This is a genomic window from Curtobacterium sp. MCLR17_007 (assembly GCF_003234655.2).
In the GTDB taxonomy this organism is placed as follows: Bacteria; Actinomycetota; Actinomycetes; order Actinomycetales; family Microbacteriaceae; genus Curtobacterium.
In genome coordinates this window covers 1,040,980-1,055,861 of record NZ_CP126271.1, presented here as the reverse complement: position 1 = coordinate 1,055,861, position 14,882 = coordinate 1,040,980, and the positions used below count along the sequence as shown (strand labels likewise).

The following is a 14,882-nucleotide window of genomic DNA, read 5'->3' as shown; positions in this document are numbered from 1 at the left end:
GTGCTGGGTTCGGTCACGATGCGCTGATCGTGGTGGTCGTCGGGTCGGAGGTCGGGAAGACGACCGTCAGGGTGTCGCCGTCCCGCTCGACCGACTCGGGTCGGAAGGCCGTCGCCATGGCGTTGAACGTCCGCTCGGTGCGGACCGCGGCCTCGGGGCTCTGTGCGGTCAGGACCAGGCGGCGGAACGACAGCCCCGTCTCCCCGGACATCGGCGTGAAGCGCGCGACCTGCACGGACCGGTCGGCGAGGACCTGTCCGAGGGCGAGCATCGCCCGCGAGTCGACCTGCCCGGCCCGGAACTGCGACTGGGTGCCGGCGTCGGCGTCGAGTGCAGGGTTCTGCGCGAGCTGGGTGCCGAGCGTCTTGCGCTGGTCGGACGCGCGGGTGATCTCCTGCTTCGCGGTGGCCTCGCCCTGCGGGTGGATCTGGCGGACGTCGACCATCTGGTTGCCGGTGCCGAAGCTCGCGACGACCGTCGAGTTCTGGATCGCCTGGCGCACGTCGGACGAGGAGTTCCCGCCGGTGCGCATCGAGTCCGTCGTGACGACGTAGTCGGAGTCCTTCCAGCCGTTCGGCGACTGCTTCTCGACCGCTCCGTCCGTGTCGAGCTTGTAGTACCAGACGACGTTGTTCCGGGCGAAGCCGTCCTTGACCAGGTCGACCCACATGGCGTCGTCGACGAGCATCCGGGAGGACTTGTCGACGTTGTCGCCGATCCAGTTCTCGGCCTGCGCCATCGGCTGGTCGAGGTCGGTGATCAGGAACCCGCGCAGCTGCGAACCCCAGAGCGGCACGGCGACGACGAGCGCGGCGGCGGTGACGAGCGCCCACGTGGTGCCGAGCACCCGGCGGGCACCGGCACGCGCTCGGTTCTTCGCGCCGAATGCCGTGACGCCGGTGACGGCGAGCACGGACCGCTCCGCGAGGAAGGCGACGAGGAGGGCGGCGAACGGCACGAGCATGATCACGTACGGGACCGGGAGGTAGCCGTTCGGGCGGAACATGAACGCGAGCAGGAAGACGAGCATCGCAGCGATCGGGCGGACCCGTCGCACGAAGAGCCCCACGACGGCCGCGGCGGAGCCGAGCACGATGAACGCCGGGTCGAGCGCCCACCACTGCGCGGCGGCCTCGTTCGCCAGGCTGCCCCCGGTGAACACTGACCCGCTCGCCTGGCGGCTGCCGAGCTGGTAGGTGATGCCCTCGAGCAGGCTGACCTTGCCCGGGGTGGGCACGAGTTCGCCCTTGACCGCGGCGAGCAGGATGTACCCACCGCCGATGACGGCGAGGACCGCTCCGGCGACGCTCAGCGTGTACCGACGCGTGCTCGGGTCGGCGCGACGCACGGCCATCCAGATCAGGAACGGCAGCGCGAGCAGGTACGTCTCCTTGCTGAGCACCGCGATGCCGAGGCACGCCGCGGCGCCGACGAAGCCGGCGAGCTGCTGACGGCGGCTCAACACGAGCACGAACGCGGCGAGGAGCCACGGCGTCGCGACGTTGTCGATGTACACCGTGCGGTGGTACTGCAGGGCCAGGGGCGACAGCGCGAAGACGAGGACCGCGGCGGCGCTGGCCGAGCGGTGCATGCCGAGGCGACGACCCAGGACGAAGAGCAGAACGGCCGAGGCGGCGGCGAAGAACACCATTGCCTCACGGGCGGCCTCGACGGCGAACGGGTAGCGCGCGAACGCCCCGGTCAGCGAGGTGTAGCCCGCGATCTGGATCCACCCGAGCGGCGGGTGGTCGTACCAGTACGTGTAGTGGGTCAGCTCGCCGAGGTTCGTGATCGCCCACGCCTGGGCGGTGTAGGTCCCCTCGTCGTCGATGCGCTGCGGGGTGCCGGTCATATTCCACACCTGGACCATGACGGCGATCGCGAGGACGGGGAGGAGCCAGGCCAGGCTGCGGGCGTGCACCTGGAACCAGGCGCGGATGCCGCTGGATGCCTGGGCACCGCGGATCGGGATCCCGGTCGTGTTGGTCATGCTGGCGGTCATCGGTCACCTCCTGCGTAGGCGGGCTGGCGGTCGGACGAGGGCTGCTGGTCGTCGGTGTGCTGGTCGCCGCTGTGCTGGTCGTGCGCGGCCGGCTGTCCTTCGGTGTCCGGCTCGGTGACGGCCGAGGCGAAGCCGACGACCTCGAGCTGCTCGCCCGCGGTGCGGTGCTGGCCGGTGTGCTCCGTCTTCTCCCAGCCGTTCTGGCCGCGCGAGTGGCGGACGACGGCACGGACCGCTGCTGCGGCGAGGAAGACCTGGTACGGCACGAGACCGAGCACGAGCTTCACGTAGTCGCGGACCCGGACCTTCTCCTTGTAGAGCCGGCCGAACTCGCCGAGGCCGGCGATCTCCACCGCCAGCAGCATCAGGGTCGGTGCGAGCGGGATGAACGAGATGAGTGCGATGACGGTCGGGACCTTCACGAAGGCGATCATCACGACGCTGAGCGGGATGAGCAGACCCGTCGCAGCCTGGATGAACGGCATCGTGAGCAGGTACCGGGCGAAGAAGCGCTGCTTGCGGGTCGGGAGCTTCTTCCACTCGCCCTTCTCGAGCACCTGCAGGAAGCCCTGGTTCCACCGGGTGCGCTGCTTCAGGAGCGACGCGAACGTGGGCGGGGTCTCCTCTCGGGTGACTGCCTCGGGCGAGTACGCCACGACGACCTTGGCGCCGTCGGCGGACAGCCGGACGCCGAGCTCGCAGTCCTCGGCCAGGCAGTGCGCGTCCCAGCCGTTCGACCAGTCCAGGCGCGCCTTGGTCACGAAGACGGTGTTGCCGCCGAGCGGGATGAACTTCGACTCGGCGTGGAAGTGCAGGCGCGAGCGGAACCAGAAGTAGTACTCGAGGACGTTGCGGAGCGACCACCAGCTGGACCGGAAGTTCATCAGCTGCACGCCACCCTGCACGACGTCGGCATCGGTCTCCTGGAACCGGGAGTCGACGAGGGTGAGCAGGTGCGGGTACACCTCGTCCTCGGCGTCGAACACACCGACGATGTCGCCGGTCGCCTCCTTGAGTGCGAGGTTCATGGCCTTCGGCTTGTTCTTCGGCAGGGTGTCGTCCACCACGACCTTGATCAGGCCGGGGTGGCGGGCAGCGGCCTCGCGCACGACCCGGTCGGTGCCGGGGTCGTCCTCACCGACGATCGCGATGATCTCGAAGTCGGGGTGGTCCTGCTTCGCGAGCATGTCGAGCGTCTGCCCCATCACGTCCTCCTCGTGCCGACCGGGCACGAGCAGGGTGAAGCGGTGCGCGGCGGGACGCGGCGTCGGGCTGAAGCTCGTCGCGCGGAGCGCGTCGCGCGAACGCCATGCGTGCAGCATCCACCACAGGGTGGACAGCGCGACCAGCGTGAGGAGCACGGAGATGGCGATGAGGGCCGAGTAGCCGATCCACTCGCCCACCGACCAAGCGGCCTGCGTGCCGCCACCCGAGCCTCCCGTCGGGACGGAGGTGGTGCCGCGGTTCGGGACGTCGTTCGTGCCCGGCTGTTCCTGCGGCTGCAGCAGCGGGCCTGCTGCCAGCGTCAGCGTGGTCAGGATGGTCATTCGGCAAGCTCCTTCGTGCGGCGAGCGTCGGGGGAACGGAAGACGAGGGTCTTGTAGGCGGCGAAGCGGAACGCTGTGCCGAGGACGAGACCGACCCCGTTGCCGGCGACGTTGTCGGCGAGGGTGGAGGTGAATCCGAGGACGTAGTGGGAGACGAACAGGCACGCTGCGGCGATGCCCAGTCCGATCAGGTTGGTGACGGCGAACAGCACGCCCTCGCGGGCGGTCGCACCGCGACCGGTGGTGCGCTCGGACCGGAAGGTGATGAACCGGTTGAGGACCCAGGCCACCGCGGTCGAGACGACGGCGGAGCCGACCTTCGCGGCGATGGGCTTGTCGTCGAGGACCGTCAGGCGCAGGAGGTTGTAGACGCCGAGGTCGATGACGAAGCAGAGCAGGCCGATGGCGCCGAACGAGACGAGTTGGCGGCTGGCGGCGACGAGGCGCACGGCGCGGTCGACGAGGGGCGAGCGTCGTCGGGTCGGGTGACGCTGGGCGGGGTGCTGCCCGGCGGGGTGCTGCCCGGCGGGGTGCTGCCCGGCGGGGTGCGGCCCGGCGGGGTGTTGCCCGGCGGGGTGCTGCTGGGCGTCCGGGACGGTGCTGTCGGGTGCCCCCTGGACGGGTGGCACCACAACGAGGGTCTCGGTGGAGGTCATGCCCCCGATTCGGGGGGCTTCGCGTGGGGGTTTGGTCGGGGTACGGACCTGGTCAGCACCCTGCCAGCCTCACGACACGTGCTGTTCATCCGGGGTACGTCGCCGTCGTCGTGGTGCATCCTGCACTTCCGCGTCGACATGGGGAAGGGCCCGCGGCTGGGGCGCCGCGGGCCCTGGAACGGTCTGTGCGTCGGGGGTCAGCCGAGGAAGCTGCGGAGATCGGACAGTCCGGCCGGACGGTGTGGAGGCTCTGGCCGGCCTGAGCGGGTCGGCGGATCGAACCGGGCCGGTCCGGACGCCGGTCGGCTCAGGTCGCTCCGGACGCCGGTCGGCTCAGGCCGGTCGGGACCCCGGTCGGCTCAGGCCGGTCGGGACGCCGGGCTGACGCTCTTCGACGAGTCCCGCTCGGGGATGTCACCGAGCGCCGCGTCGATCGCCTGCAGGGCATCCGCGTCGAGGCGGACGCCGGCGGCCTTGACGTTGTCGGTGACCTGCGCCGGCCGCGAGGCCCCGACGATCGCACTCGCCACGTTCTCGTTCTGCAGCGTCCACGCGATGGCCAGCTGCGCGAGCGTCAGGCCCGCCTGGTCGGCGACGGGCTGGAGTCGCTGGACGGCCTCGAGGACCTCGTCGCGCATGAACCGCTTGATCATGTCGGCGCCGCCCTTCTCGTCCGTGGCACGGGATCCCTCGGGCAGCGGCTGACCCGGCTTGTACTTGCCGGTGAGCACGCCCTGGGCGATGGGTGACCACACGATCTGCGACAGACCGAGCTGCTTCGAGGCAGGGACGACCTCACCCTCGATGACCCGCCACAGCATCGAGTACTGGGGCTGGTTCGAGATGAGCTGGAACCCGAGCTCCTTCGCGAGTGCTGCACCCGCACGGATCTGCTCGGCGGTCCACTCGCTCACGCCGATGTAGAGCGCCTTGCCCTGGCGCACCACGTCGGCGAACGCCTGCATGGTCTCTTCGAGCGGGGTCTCGTGGTCGTACCGGTGCGCCTGGTACAGGTCGACGTAGTCGGTCTGGAGCCGCGTCAGCGAGCCGTTGATCGACTCCATGATGTGCTTGCGGCTGAGCCCGACGTCGTTGTGCTGCTTCGGGCCGGTCGGCCAGTAGACCTTCGTGAAGACCTCGAGGCCCGCGCGACGCTCGCTCTTGAGCGCTTCGCCGAGGACGCTCTCGGCGGCGGTGTTGGCGTACGTGTCCGCGGTGTCGAACGTGGTGATGCCAGCCTCGAGCGCCGCCTGCACGCAATGGGTCGCGACGTCGTTCTCGACCTGCGAGCCGTGCGTCAACCAGTTGCCGTAGGTGATCTCGGAGATCTTGAGTCCGGAGTTGCCGAGGTACCTGAATTCCATGCTGCCGACGCTACCGGAGCCCGCCCGTCGCTGGGTGGGCCTGCGAGTGCCTGGGTGCGCGGGTGCCCGGGTGCGCGGCGCCTGGGTGCGCCTGGGTGCGCGGGTGCCCGGGTGCGCTGGTGCCTGGGTGCGGGTGCCTTGTCCGAGCGGGCGGAATCAAGCCCCACCCGCGCGAGCGGGCGGAACCACGCCCCACCCGCGCGAGCGGGCGGAACGCCAGGGTGCCCGAGCAATCCACCCGGCGAGTTCGTCCGCTCGGGTCAGCCGGGTGTCCTCCACATTCGCTAACCCGCCGGAACTGTCCACACCGGAGGCCCGACGCACCTCCCCGACGACGGTTCACAGCGAGCATCGGAGCATGACCGCCCGAACTCGACTTCCAATGGTGTTGCGGAACGCCTCGTTCCGCGTTCGGGACGCCCTCCGCCGTGGGGTGTCGCGCGGTCGGCTCGATGCGAACGACCTCGAGCGGCCCTTCCACGGCATCCGGTCCGCGACGATGCCCCGCTCCGTCGAAGAGCGCGCTCGAGCTCTCGCTCCTCGACTCCGTCCAGATCAGGTGTTCAGCCACACCACAGCGGCCGCGATCATCGGCATCCCGCTACCCCGTCGCGCCGAGCGGGAAGCGCGGCTGCACGTCACGACCATCGGTACGGACCAGGCCCTCCGCGTCCGCGGCGCAGTTGGGCACCGAGCTCGCCTCGGCACCGTCCGGAAGACCGTCTCGCGCGGTGCACCGATCAGCACGCCCGTCGACACGTTCGTCGCGCTCAGCACGATGTTGAGCGTTGACGAGCTGGTCATCGCCGGTGACGCACTGGTCGGGTGGCTCGGCTGGGTCACGATCGACGAACTCCGCGTGGCCGTGCGACGTCGGCGCGGCTTCCGGGGTGTCCGACGTCTCCGCGCTGCACTCGCCGAGATCCGACCAGGGTCGCGCTCCCCCGGCGAGACCCGGACCCGTCTTGCACTGACCCGAGGCGGGCTCCCCGAACCGGCTCTGAACCACGACGTCGTCGTGGACGGGGTCTGGATCGCGTGTGTCGACCTCGCGTTCCCCGAAGCCCGGGTGGCGATCGAGTACGAGAGCGACTTGCACCGGACGGATCCAGCGACGTTCAAGAAGGACCTCACGCGGGGCGAACACCTCAAGGACGTGGACTGGTGGTTGGTCCGCGTGACAGCTGACGACGTCGGGAGGCAGGTCGAGCGCTTCGTTGCCCGGGTCCGGAGACTCGTCATCGAGGGGAGGTCAGGGCGGCATGACACGCGATCCAGCGCGCTGCCGCAGCCTATTGGTTGACGCTTCAACCATTTGGGTGCACAATGGCGTAGCATCAACTTCGATGCGGGCGCATGGATTGGGGAATCCGGTCTCGCGTCGAACAACGAACTCCGTCGTCCTGGAAGGACACCACCATGGCTCTCACCGCATCCGCCATCCCCGGCTACGTCGCCGGCACCTGGACTCTCGACCCGACCCACTCCGAGGTCAGCTTCTCGGTCCGCCACCTCGCGATCAGCAAGGTCAAGGGCAAGTTCGAGCGCTTCGACGCCAAGCTCATCACTGCTGAGAACCCGCTCGACACCACCCTCGAAGCGACCATCGACGTCGCCAGCATCAACACCAACCAGGAGCAGCGCGACCAGCACCTGGCGACCGGCGACTTCTTCCTGACCGAAGAGCACCCGAACATGACCTTCCGTTCGACCGGCATCCGCGAGGACGGCGACGACATGCTCATCGACGGCGAGCTCTCGCTCCGTGGCGTGACCAAGAACGTCACCCTCAAGACCGAGTTCGGCGGCGTGACCACCGACGGTTACGGTCAGACCAAGCTCGGCGCCGAGGCGAAGACCAAGATCGACCGGACCGAGTTCGGCGTGAACTGGAACGCCGCGCTCGAGGCCGGTGGCTTCACGCTCGGCAACGACGTGACCATCAACCTCGACGTGCAGTTCGTCCTCCAGGCGGCCTGAGTCATCTCGCTCTGAAGCTGGACGGCGGCTCCTGAACCACGCCGGCGCACCACACCGAACGAAGCCCCGACGCCTCCCGAGGTGCCGGGGCTTCGTCATGCCCGCGGAGGCGCGCAGCTGAGCCGAGCCGAGCCTCCTCACCGAACCGCACCACTCACGAACGGGCGGAAACGTACACCCGCACACCGGCAGGACCGGGGTCTTTCGCCCGTCCGCGTTCCCGCGGTTGCGCTCGTCCGAACGGCCCGCGCGCAGCACGGCCGAGCGCCCCCGCGAGAGCCTGGTCACAACAGCGCATACCCGCGTACCGCAAACGCACATGCCCCACCGAGCGGGCGAAAAAATGCGCTCGCGTTCCTCGAGACCGAGGCGTTCCGCCCGCTCGCGGTCCTCGCGGCTCGCGGTCTTCGCGGTCTTCGCTGGCGTCTCAGGTGGTGGCGGCGCCCCGGTCGCTACCGCGGCGAGGTCCCCTGCAAACCGGACGTCACCGGGCAGGCGCAAGCGGACCAGCGCGCGAGCGGGCGGAAGCGCGGCCTCGTGGGACGAAGGACCCTGGCACTCCGCCCGCTCGAGATTCGGGGGCGACGTCACGCGCCGCGCACACGCCACGCACGCGCCACGCACACGCACACGCGCAGGCGCACCCGCAACCGCCCGGACGCGCGGCAGTCCGCCCGCACCCCCATCGGCCCCGGGCGCGCGTAGGTTGGGCGGCGGGAATCGGCCGGGCGACCCGGCGGTTCCACCCCTAACCGAGCACCACGCCACCAACCGACGCCAAGCACCACGCGGACACCCGACACCGGGGCACCCGGACGAACAGGAGCACCACCATGGCCACCGACTGGATCGCGCTGCAGGCCCTCGCGGCCGCCGAGTTCGGCCGCCGCGTCGCCGCCGTGACCGACTGGGACGCGGCGACCCCCGACTCCGAGTGGACCACCCGCGACCTCGTCGCCCACGTCATCGACGAACAGCGGTGGATCCCCCGGCTGCTGACCGGAGCCGGCCACGACCCGGCCGACCACGACCACGACCACGCCAACCCGGCAGACAGCAGCCCGACACAGCACGACGAGACAGACCACACAGACCGGCGCGACCAAACAGACCAGCGCGACCAGCACGACCAGCACGACGACGACCTCGAGCCCGTCGGTGACGACCTCGTCCTCGCCTGGGACCGCTTCGCGAGCGCCGCCACCGAGGCCTGGCGTCGCGCCCCGAAGGACGCCCCTGTGCACCTCGAGACCGACGTGGTGACGGCGGGCGAGTACCTCGCCGAGCAGACGAGCGACATCACCATCCACACGTGGGACCTCGCGCGGGCCACGGGTACGGACGACTCGCTGCCCGACGAGCTCGTGCAGGCGGTGTGGCAGCACTTCGAGCCGCAGATGGAGTCCCTCGCATCCACCGGGCTCTACGCGGCACCGGTCGAGGTCCCCGACGACGCCCCGCTCCAGGTCCGCCTGCTGGCCGTCACAGGCCGCGATGCCAGAGTGGCGGCATGACCGACATCCAGACAGTCCGCCTCGGCGGCACCGGCCTCGAGATCAGCAGCGTCGTCCTCGGGATGATGTCCTACGGCGACCCGGACCGCGGCTCGCACGCGTGGAGCGTCGGTATCGACCAGGCACGGCCCTTCGTCCGACGGGCGTTCGACGCCGGCATCACCGCGTTCGACACCGCGAACGTGTACTCCGCGGGCAGCAGTGAGGAGATCACCGGCACACTGCTGCGTGAACTCGGCCCCCGCGAGGACGTGCAGGTCTTCACGAAGGTCTTCAACCGGATGCGCCCCGGCCGGAACGGCGCCGGGCTGTCCCGCGTGGCGATCATGCACGAGATCGACGCGTCGCTGCAGCGCCTCGGGACCGACTACGTCGACCTGTACCAGATCCACCGCTTCGACCCGCAGACGCCGATCGCCGAGACGATGGAGGCCCTGCACGACGTCGTCAAGTCCGGCAAGGCGCGGTACATCGGCGCGAGCAGCATGTGGGCGTGGCAGTTCGCCGAGATGCAGCACACCGCCGAGTTGCACGACTGGACGAAGTTCGTGAGCATGCAGGACCAGTACAACCTGCTCGAGCGCGAGGAAGAGCGCGAGATGCACCCGTTCTGCGAGCAGAGCGGCGTCGGGGTCATCCCGTGGAGCCCGCTCGCCCGCGGCAAGGTCACCCGCCCGTGGGACTCGGCCGGCTCCGGCTCGCGGTCGGACACCGACGAGTTCGGCAAGACCCTGTACCGCCAGGACGAGGACGCCAACCGCACCATCGTGGGCGAGGTGCAGCAGATCGCCGAGGACCGCGGCGTGAGCATGGCCCAGGTCGCGCTGGCCTGGGTCGCCGGCAAGTCCGCCGTCACGGCGCCGATCATCGGTGCGACCAAGGAGCACCACATCGACGACGCGGTGGCCGCCTCGGCGATCACGCTCACCGACGACGAGGTGACGCGACTCGAGTCCGCGTACACGCCCCGGGTGCCGTCCGGTTTCTGACGCACCCACAGAACCGACGGGAGGCCCGGTGCCAGCTGGCACCGGGCCTCCCGTCTGGTCTGGGGTGCGGACTCAGGCCGCGGGTGCGGCGCCCTCGCGCTCCAACCGGGCGATGCGGGCGAGCGCTGCGCGCTCGGTGCCCGTCTGGTTGCCGAGCACCGCGCCGATGCCGTCGAGCACCAGGCCCGTCGCGCGTCCGACGGGGAGTTCGACCGGTCCGATCCCCGGTGCCCGCAGCCCGAGCATCGACCGGTGACGCGGATCGAGGGTCGAGGCCGCGCCCTGGAACAGCGCCTGGTAGCCCGGCCGGAGCATCCGGGCCAGGGGCGGGTTCTTGATGAAGCGGATGACCTCGCGGGTGCGGGCGGTGACGGCGAGTTCGCCGCGGTCGAGGTACCCGTTCATCTGCGCGCGGAGTTCGGCCTCGGACTCGGGCGGGTCCTCGACGCGCATCAGACGTCCGGCCGTCGCCCATTCGCGCACGTACGCATCGGCCCCGCCCGGGATGGGGTCGCCCCACTGCTCGGCGGCACGGAGGAACGCATCGGTGAAGGCCAGGTGCACCCAGCGGGCCAGGTCGGGGTCGTTGGCGGTGTAGTCCCGCGTCACGCCGTGTCCGTCGACGTACTGGCCACGGACCTTCTCGTGCAGGCGCAGCACCCACTGGCTGGCCCCGGTCGCGGTCGCGGTGTCGCCGTGGGAGACCGTGTAGATCCAGCGGATGGTGCCGGCCAGGCGGCCGAAGGGGTCCTCGCGGTAGCGGGAGTGGTCGGCGACGCCGGCGAGCGCGCCCGGGTGCATCGCCTGGACCAGGAGCGCGCGGACCCCGGCCACGATGGTCTGCTTGCCCCCGTGCACCGACCAGGTCGCCGAACCGGGGCCGAAGAACCCCGCGTCGGTGCCCTGTTCGAGCTCGTCGACCCACGCCGGCCGCTCCGTGGAGCTCCCGGTGAAGGTCGTGTTGAGCCGGGAGCGGAAGGCGTCGGTGACGAAGGACATGCCGCCATCGTCCGTCGTGCTCCTGACATTCCCCCGGGCACGTCCCGCTAGGTTGGGCGGGTGAGCATCGACACGCCCCGTCCCTGGCTTGCCTCCTACGCACCGGGAGTGCCGCACGACATCGAGGAGCCCTCCGGGTCGCTCGTCGACCTCGTCGAGCAGTCCGCGAAGCGGTTCCCGAAGAAGGTCGCCCTCGAGTTCTTCAAGCGCACCACGACGTACGCCGAACTCGAGGACCAGATCGCCCGGGCGGCGAACGGCCTGCGCAAGCTCGGCGTCGTCGCGGGTGACCGCGTGGCCCTCGTGCTGCCGAACTGCCCGCAACACGTCGTGGCCTTCTACGCGGCCCTGCGACTCGGCGCGGTGGTCGTCGAGCACAACCCGCTCTACACACCGCGTGAGCTCCGGCACCAGTTCGAGGACCACGGCGCCCGCGTGGCGATCGCGTGGGACAAGTCCGTCGCGACCCTGCAGGACTTCCCTGCCGACGTCCGTCTCGACGCGATCGTGTCAGTGGACCTGACGAGGGCGATGCCGCGCTCGACCCGGCTGGCGCTCGCGCTTCCGGTGGCGAAGGCCCGCGAGTCGCGCGCCAAGCTGACGACGACGGTCCGTGGCACGACGACGTGGGACGACCTGGTGTCCTCGCGGCGGTTGCCGCGGAAGCACCCGCGACCCGGCACGTCCGACACGGCGCTCATCCAGTACACGTCCGGCACGACCGGCACGCCGAAGGGCGCGGTGCTGTCGCACGGCAACCTCATCGCGAACGCCGCGCAGGCACGCTCGTGGGTGCCGCAGATCCAGCCGGGCGACGGCAGCGTGGTCTACGCGATCCTGCCGATGTTCCACGCCTACGGGCTGACGCTCTGCCTGACCTTCGCGATGAGCATGGCGTCCCGCCTGGTGCTGTTCCCGGCGTTCGACCCCGCGCTGGTCCTGACCGCGATCAAGCGGAACCCCCCGACCTTCCTGCCCGCGGTCCCCCCGATCTACGCGCGGTTGCAGCACGCTGCCGACGCGGCGAAGGTCTCGCTCCACGGGATCGAGATCGGCATCTCCGGCGCGATGGCCCTGTCGGCGGACGTCGTCGAGCCGTGGGAGGAGCGGACCGGCGGGTACCTCGTCGAGGGCTACGGCCTGTCCGAGTGCTCGCCCGTGCTCATGGCGAACCCGGTGTCCGACGCTCGTCGCATGGGCTCGATCGGCCTCCCGCTGCCGTCGACCGAGGTCCGCGTGGCCGATCCCGACGACGCCACGCAGGTCCTCGGCACCGGGCAGCCCGGTGAGCTGCAGGTGCGTGGCCCGCAGGTCTTCAGCGGCTACTGGGGCAAGGCCGAGGCGACCGACGAGGTGTTCACCGCCGACGGCTGGTTCCGCACCGGCGACATCGTGGAGATCGACGACGACGGGTTCGTGCGGATCGTCGACCGGCTCAAGGAGCTGATCATCACCGGCGGGTTCAACGTCTCGCCGACCGAGGTCGAGGATGCGCTGGTGAAGCACCCGAGCGTGCGTGAGGTCGCCGTCGTCGGCATCACCCAGGGTGGCAACGAGCAGGTCGTCGCCGCCGTCGTGCCGGTCGACCCGTCGTCGTTCGACCCCGATGCCCTGCGGGCCTACGCGCGGGAGCACCTGGCTGCGTACAAGGTGCCGCGTCGGGTCGTCGTGGTCGAGGACCTGCCGCGTTCGATGATCGGCAAGGTGCTGCGCCGGAAGGTGCGGGTCGGGATCCTGGGGTAGGACCCGCCGTCAGGACGAGCGGCGGTCGCGTTGCGTGTCCGTCACGACACGTGGACGCTCGGTCGTCGCGAGACCTCGGGTTCGGCCTCGCGCAGGACCTCTCTGGTGACGGGTGCGACGTCGCCGACGCCCGTGAACACGAACCGGATCGCGTTGCGGATCGGGCTGCCCTCGTTCCACTCGAAGTAGACGCTCGGCACGACGCCCGCGATGTCGCGGATGGCGAGCAGCGTCGATGCGATCGTGTTCGGCACGTTGCCCGACCGGACGCGCAGCACACGATGCCCCTGGACGACGTGGCCTTCCACCACCAGGTCCTCTTCGAAGTCCGAGGAGTCGGCCGGGAGGACCTCGAGGAACATCGTCGGGACCCGCGCCGGGATGCCGGAGTCACGCCGTTCCTCGCGTCCCTTCGCGCGGTAGGCAGCAGCGGTGCCCGCGCCGGGCTCGTTCGCGATGATGCAGACGGAGCTGAACTGGTCGGCGTCGGCCTCGACGAACTGGCGTGCCGTGGCGTCCAGCTCGATCGACGACGCGCGGAGCTCGAACGACCGGCGCACCCGGGAGACGAGGGACACGACGACGATGGCGATGATGAACACGGCGGCGATCCGGACGCCGTCGGGCCGCTCGATCACGTTCGCGATGGTCGTGTAGACGAAGACGACAGCGATGACGCCGAACCCGATCGTCCGTTTCTTCTGCTGCCGGCGCCGGGCCGACAGGGTCACTGCGACCGCCGCGCTCGTGATCAGCACGAGCACGCCGGTGGCGTACGCACCGCCCTGGGCGTCCACGTTGGCCTGGAAGATGATCGTGATCACGAAGGCGATGAGCGTGAAGATGATGACCAGCGGCCGAGTCGCGCGAGCCCACTGTGGCGCCATGCCGTAGCGGGGCAGGAACCGCGGCACGAGGTTGAGCAGGCCGGCCATGGCGCTCGCACCGGCGAACCACAGGATCGCCACCGTCGAGAAGTCGTACACCGACCCGAACACGCCGCCCAGGTACTCGTGCGCCAGGTAGGCGAGCGCCCGACCGTTCGCACCACCGCCCGGCTGGAACTCGCGCTGCGGGATGAGGAACGTCGTCACGATCGACGACGTGATGAGGAACGTGCTCATGATGACGGCTGCGACGGTGAGCAGCCGCTTGGTCCCGCGGATGCGGCCCTCTGGCCTGGGGCTGGTGTCGTCCGAGGCGTCACCGCGGACCTGGGGCATCACCGCGACACCGGTCTCGAAACCGGACAGGCCGAGCGCGAGCTTGGGGAACACGATCAGCGCGATGCCGATCATCACCAGGGGGTTGCTGTGCTGCGCGGTCAGGCCGCTCCACCAGTCGCTCGCCACGGCCGGCCGCTCGACCACGTGCCAGAGCGCGACACCGATGACGACCGCGTTGAGGACGAGGTAGACGGCGACGAGTCCGACGGCGATGCCGATCGCCTCCTTGAACCCACGCAGGAAGACCACGCCGAGCAGGAGCAGCAGCGCCAGGGTCAACGGCACCGGGATCTCGGTGAACCAGTGCGGGGTGAAGGGGTTCTCCGCGATGTGTGCCGTGGCGTCCGCTGCCGACAGCGTCATCGTGATCATGAAGTCGGTGACGGCGAACCCGAGCAGCACGAGCACGAAGAGCTTGCCCGCCCACCAGGGCAGCAGCTTCTCGAGCATCATGATGGAGCCGGCCCCGCGGAAGCTGTCCTGCGCCACCCGGCGGTACACGGGCAGCGCGCCGAACAGCGTGACGAGCACGAGCACGATCGTCGCGATCGGCGAGAGCAGCCCGGCGGCGAGCGCGGCGATGGCGGGCTGGTACCCGAGCGTCGAGAAGTAGTCGACGCCGGTCAGGCACATGACGCGCCACCATGAGTGCGTCTTCTCCACCTCGACCTGGTGGGGGCCCTGGTGATCGGCGCCGCGGTCGGAGCCCTGCAGCATCCACCGCCGCAGCCGCACGTTCCGGTGGGACCGGGGCGCGCGGGCGGCCGGGGTGGTGCGCTCGGCGTCTGTCGCGGTCATGGGCCCTCTCGCTGCCGGGACGTCGGGGACCCGACGAACTGGAGTCGATCGTAAACGGTCCGGG

The 14,882-nt window shown here is 70.2% G+C and carries 11 protein-coding genes; 5 read left to right on the top strand and 6 right to left on the bottom strand.

Features of this window, described 5'->3' with window-relative positions; genetic code table 11:
- Positions 1-13: 13 nt before the first annotated feature.
- The 4 genes from DEJ13_RS05095 to DEJ13_RS05080 form a co-directional block, all read right to left on the bottom strand.
- Positions 14-2,002 carry an ArnT family glycosyltransferase gene (locus DEJ13_RS05095; protein WP_056122034.1) on the bottom strand — a complete coding sequence of 663 codons (1,989 nt, stop codon included), beginning with the start codon at positions 2,000-2,002 and terminating at the stop codon, positions 14-16.
- Positions 1,999-3,549 carry a glycosyltransferase family 2 protein gene (locus DEJ13_RS05090; RefSeq protein WP_111108123.1) on the bottom strand — a complete coding sequence of 517 codons (1,551 nt, stop codon included), beginning with the start codon at positions 3,547-3,549 and terminating at the stop codon, positions 1,999-2,001. The genes DEJ13_RS05095 and DEJ13_RS05090 overlap by 4 nt, the downstream gene beginning before the upstream one ends.
- Positions 3,546-4,205 (bottom strand): GtrA family protein, encoded by a 660-nt coding sequence (locus DEJ13_RS05085; protein ID WP_111108124.1) that lies wholly within the window; start codon positions 4,203-4,205, stop codon positions 3,546-3,548. The genes DEJ13_RS05090 and DEJ13_RS05085 overlap by 4 nt, the downstream gene beginning before the upstream one ends.
- Positions 4,206-4,564: 359 nt before the next feature.
- On the bottom strand, positions 4,565-5,569 hold the full coding sequence (locus tag DEJ13_RS05080; RefSeq protein WP_111108125.1) for an aldo/keto reductase family protein: 1,005 nt from the start codon (positions 5,567-5,569) through the stop codon (positions 4,565-4,567).
- Positions 5,570-6,068: 499 nt separating this feature from the next.
- Here DEJ13_RS05080 and DEJ13_RS05075 point away from each other — a divergent pair, with 499 nt between their 5' ends.
- From DEJ13_RS05075 to DEJ13_RS05060, 4 genes are all read left to right on the top strand, one after another.
- The gene (locus DEJ13_RS05075) at positions 6,069-6,872 is read left to right on the top strand and encodes a putative endonuclease domain-containing protein (protein ID WP_284158150.1); all 804 of its coding nucleotides are present in this window, start codon (positions 6,069-6,071) and stop codon (positions 6,870-6,872) included.
- A gap of 116 nt (positions 6,873-6,988) precedes the next feature.
- The gene (locus DEJ13_RS05070; RefSeq protein ID WP_111108127.1) at positions 6,989-7,549 is read left to right on the top strand and encodes a YceI family protein; all 561 of its coding nucleotides are present in this window, start codon (positions 6,989-6,991) and stop codon (positions 7,547-7,549) included.
- An 833-nt stretch (positions 7,550-8,382) separates the two neighbouring features.
- Positions 8,383-9,063 (top strand): maleylpyruvate isomerase N-terminal domain-containing protein, encoded by a 681-nt coding sequence (locus DEJ13_RS05065; RefSeq protein WP_111108128.1) that lies wholly within the window; start codon positions 8,383-8,385, stop codon positions 9,061-9,063.
- Between the two features lie 5 nt (positions 9,064-9,068).
- Entirely contained in the window at positions 9,069-10,052 is a 984-nt protein-coding gene (locus DEJ13_RS05060; RefSeq protein ID WP_111108141.1) for an aldo/keto reductase, read from the top strand.
- Positions 10,053-10,124: 72 nt separating this feature from the next.
- Here the strand turns inward: DEJ13_RS05060 and DEJ13_RS05055 are convergent, their stop codons facing one another.
- A complete protein-coding gene (locus DEJ13_RS05055; protein WP_111108129.1) occupies positions 10,125-11,051 on the bottom strand; it encodes an oxygenase MpaB family protein in 927 nt (308 codons plus the stop codon).
- Between the two features lie 60 nt (positions 11,052-11,111).
- Between DEJ13_RS05055 and DEJ13_RS05050 the strand changes: the two genes are divergently transcribed.
- Positions 11,112-12,794 carry a long-chain-fatty-acid--CoA ligase gene (locus DEJ13_RS05050; protein WP_111108130.1) on the top strand — a complete coding sequence of 561 codons (1,683 nt, stop codon included), beginning with the start codon at positions 11,112-11,114 and terminating at the stop codon, positions 12,792-12,794.
- Between the two features lie 41 nt (positions 12,795-12,835).
- On the opposite strand, the gene DEJ13_RS05045 is transcribed toward DEJ13_RS05050, so the two are convergent.
- Entirely contained in the window at positions 12,836-14,818 is a 1,983-nt protein-coding gene (locus DEJ13_RS05045; protein WP_111108131.1) for an APC family permease, read from the bottom strand.
- Positions 14,819-14,882: the final 64 nt, after the last annotated feature.

Excerpts from the sequence above, each read along its gene's own strand:
- DEJ13_RS05095 (WP_056122034.1), bottom strand. The coding sequence starts at position 2,002 with ATGACCGCCAGCATGACCAACACGACCGGGATCCCGATCCGCGGTGCC.
- DEJ13_RS05090 (WP_111108123.1), bottom strand. The coding sequence starts at position 3,549 with ATGACCATCCTGACCACGCTGACGCTGGCAGCAGGCCCGCTGCTGCAG.
- DEJ13_RS05085 (WP_111108124.1), bottom strand. The coding sequence starts at position 4,205 with ATGACCTCCACCGAGACCCTCGTTGTGGTGCCACCCGTCCAGGGGGCA.
- DEJ13_RS05080 (WP_111108125.1), bottom strand. The coding sequence starts at position 5,569 with ATGGAATTCAGGTACCTCGGCAACTCCGGACTCAAGATCTCCGAGATC.
- DEJ13_RS05075 (WP_284158150.1), top strand. The coding sequence starts at position 6,069 with ATGCCCCGCTCCGTCGAAGAGCGCGCTCGAGCTCTCGCTCCTCGACTC.
- DEJ13_RS05070 (WP_111108127.1), top strand. The coding sequence starts at position 6,989 with ATGGCTCTCACCGCATCCGCCATCCCCGGCTACGTCGCCGGCACCTGG.
- DEJ13_RS05065 (WP_111108128.1), top strand. The coding sequence starts at position 8,383 with ATGGCCACCGACTGGATCGCGCTGCAGGCCCTCGCGGCCGCCGAGTTC.
- DEJ13_RS05055 (WP_111108129.1), bottom strand. The coding sequence starts at position 11,051 with ATGTCCTTCGTCACCGACGCCTTCCGCTCCCGGCTCAACACGACCTTC.
- DEJ13_RS05045 (WP_111108131.1), bottom strand. The coding sequence starts at position 14,818 with ATGACCGCGACAGACGCCGAGCGCACCACCCCGGCCGCCCGCGCGCCC.